Annotated in this window: 3 protein-coding genes; 2 read left to right on the top strand and 1 reads right to left on the bottom strand. The window is 68.9% G+C overall.

Annotated elements, in window-relative coordinates; translation table 11 throughout:
* Positions 1-152 precede the first annotated feature (152 nt).
* Positions 153-1,220, top strand: coding sequence for a S66 peptidase family protein (locus ABZ911_RS43030; RefSeq protein ID WP_358070465.1), 1,068 nt, complete (start codon positions 153-155; stop codon positions 1,218-1,220).
* A gap of 165 nt (positions 1,221-1,385) precedes the next feature.
* Complete coding sequence (locus ABZ911_RS43025; RefSeq protein ID WP_358070462.1) at positions 1,386-1,517, top strand: hypothetical protein; 132 nt, start codon at positions 1,386-1,388, stop codon at positions 1,515-1,517.
* Positions 1,518-1,523: 6 nt separating this feature from the next.
* Here ABZ911_RS43025 and ABZ911_RS43020 read toward each other — a convergent pair whose 3' ends face one another.
* A complete protein-coding gene (locus tag ABZ911_RS43020) occupies positions 1,524-2,171 on the bottom strand; it encodes a response regulator transcription factor (protein WP_358070459.1) in 648 nt (215 codons plus the stop codon).
* Positions 2,172-2,937: the final 766 nt, after the last annotated feature.

Here is a 2,937-nt window from a genome sequence, read left to right as displayed (position 1 = left end):
GCCGTCATCTGGCACAACTGGAACACCGGCGCACCCGTGAAACGGTCCCTGACCGCCTACGATCACTAACCCGAATTTCACATCAGCGATCTAGCCGCGGACGACGCGCGGCCAGAGGTTCGTCGCGTCGTTATTGGGAAGACAGCGACTTCATGATCCAGTTAGATGAGGGCATGCGCCCTGATCTCACTGTCCCCCCGAAGCTGACGGCCGGAGACCGGGTGGCGGTGGTCTCGCCTTCCTTCGCGGCCCCCGGGATGTTCCCCGCCGTGCACGAACTCGCGATGCGGCGGCTCCGCGACGAGTTCGGGCTGGAGCCCGTGGAGTACCCCACGACCCGCCGGTTGAACGCCACCCCGCAGGACCGGGCTGCCGATCTGACGGACGCGTTCGCCGACCCGGACATCCGCGCGGTGCTGGCCACCATCGGCGGGGACGACCAGCTCACCGTGCTGCCCTTCCTGGACCCCGCCGTGATCACGGCCGACCCCAAGCCGTTCGTCGGCTACAGCGACAACATCAACCTGCTCAACTGGCTGTGGAACCTCGGCGTCGCGGCCTATCACGGCGGTTCGACGATGATGCACCTGGGGCGCGGCGGCGGCCTGCACCCGGTGTCGGCGGGCTCCCTGCGCGCCGCGCTGCTCACCGGCGGGGACGTCGAACTGCACCCGGTCGACGAGTTCAGCGAGGAGGAACTCGACTGGAACGACCCCGCCTCGCTGGGCCGTACAGCGCCGGTCCAGCCCAGCCCCGGCTGGTCCTGGCACCGCCCCGACCGCGTCGTCACCGCCCCCACCTGGGGCGGCAACCTGGAGATCCTGCACTGGAACCTGGCCGCGGGCCGATGGATCCGCCCGGCCGAGGACTACGCCGGTTGCATCCTGCTGCTGGAGACCTCGGAGGAGATGCCCCCGGCCGAGGAGGTGTTCCGCATGCTCCGCAACGCCGGCGAACGCGGCCTGCTCACCCAGTTCCCCGCCATCCTCGTCGGTACGGCCAAGGCCAGTAACCTGCAGCGCCGCACCACACCCGACGAACGCGACAGCTACCGCGCCGAGCAACGCGCGGCGATCCTGCGGGCCCTGGACCACTACAACCCCGAGGCCATGGCCGTGTTCGGCATCGACTTCGGGCACACCGATCCCCAGTGGGTCCTGCCGTACGGAGGGCAGATGACCGTGAACGGCCCAGCCCGGCAGATCATCGCCCACTACTGAGGCGCGCTGCCGAACACCCTCCGCGCGGAGAACCGCCCGGCCGGTACGGCCCTGCGCTTCGACGTCACCGGCCCGGCGGGCGGCGTCTGGTTCGCCACCCGCCACCCCGACCGCTGGCACCTGACCCCGGACACCCCGGCGAACGAACCCGCCGCCCACGTCACGATGGACCAGGACGCGCTCTGGCGCCTCGCCAGCCGCGGAATCACCGTCGACCAGGCCCGCCAACGCTCCACCACGCACGGTGATCCCGCCCTGACCGCCGCCGCCACCACCCTCCTCGCGGTCGTCCGGTAGCCGTGTTCAGAGGAGGCCCGCGTCGCGTACCTTCATGGCGACCTGGACGCGGTTGTCGGTCTCGAGTTTGGCGAAGATCCGGGTGATGTTCGCCTTCACGGTCGCGACGCTCATGTGGAGGCGTTCGGCGATCTCGGCGTTCGAGCCGCCCCTGGCCACCTCGATCGCGACCTCGCGCTCGCGTTCGGTGAGCCTGGCCAGCTCCCGCCGCGCCTCCGGCCGCCGCGACCCGAGCCCGCCGGTTGCCGCGGTGATCACCTGCCGTGCGACACTCGGCGACAGCACCGGCTCGCCCCTCGCCACCGTACGGACCGCCTCGATCATCTTCGGTGGCGGCGTGTCCTTCAGCAGGAACCCGTCGGCGCCGAGCCGCAGCGCCCGCAACACCATGTCGTCGGCGTCGAAGGTGGTGAGCACGAGGATCCGGGGCGGGTCCGGCTGCGCCACCAGCAACTCGGTGGTGATCAGCCCGTCCTGGTACGGCATCCGGATGTCCATCAGCACGACATCGGGTCTGAGGTCGCGGATCACCTCCATGGCCTGCCGCCCGTCCCCGGCCTCGCCGACGAGCTCCAGGTCGGGCTCGCCCCCGAGAATGAGGCGCAGCCCGGTTCGCACCATCGGGTCGTCATCCACGATCACCAGTCGAGTCACAGCGAAGCCTCCCACGACACCGGGCATCGAGGACCAAGCGCCCGTCCCACGCCACCCGCCATCAGGGTACGTTCAACGAGCCCGGCCAGCCCCAAGCAGCGACTGGTACGCGTTCTCCTGGATCACCAGTGCGGTCTCGCGGGTCTCCTCGGCGGAGAGGCCCGTCCGGGCCGCCAGGCCGCCGCGGCAACTTCGCACGGCGGACGGCTCTGGGCGCATCCCTGACGCTCAGCTCGGCTGATCCGCAGCAAGCGCGGGTCATAGGTGCGGTTCTCACGTTGGTGCGGTTCCACGTTGGAAACGTCCGTAGATCACGGGTGAGACAAACCAGCTACCACAGGGTTCACACATGGCCGGGATAGATCGCGGGGCATCGCCGTACAGGATGGTCCTTCGGCACCCGGAACGAGGACGGCGGCCCGCAGTACCACACGGAGCCCGATCTACTCCTGGGTGGTCGTGAGACCGATCTGGCAGGAGGTCCACTCGGATGGGTCCCAGCTGACGTTGGTGCCACCCAACGTATGTAGCCGGTGGCGTAGGGAGATCAGCCGGGTACCAGTGTAAAGGCGGCGACGTGCGCGGGCCGGACCACGGAGAAGTCCCTGGTGTCCAAGGTGAACACCTCGGTGAGTCGAAGACGCTCGGCGACGGCGACAACCGAGGCGTCAGCCCCTCCCTGTCAAAATGGATAGAGGTAGCAAACAGGCATAAAACTCTGTGCTGAGGGTGGGGAAGGAGTCATCCCTTCGTGGGAGCAAGTGAA

This window comes from Nonomuraea sp. NPDC046570 (assembly GCF_040645915.1).
Taxonomy (GTDB): Bacteria; Actinomycetota; Actinomycetes; order Streptosporangiales; family Streptosporangiaceae; genus Nonomuraea.
The sequence above is the reverse complement of the archived record's forward strand: the minus strand, read 5'-3'. Positions and strand labels throughout refer to the sequence as shown.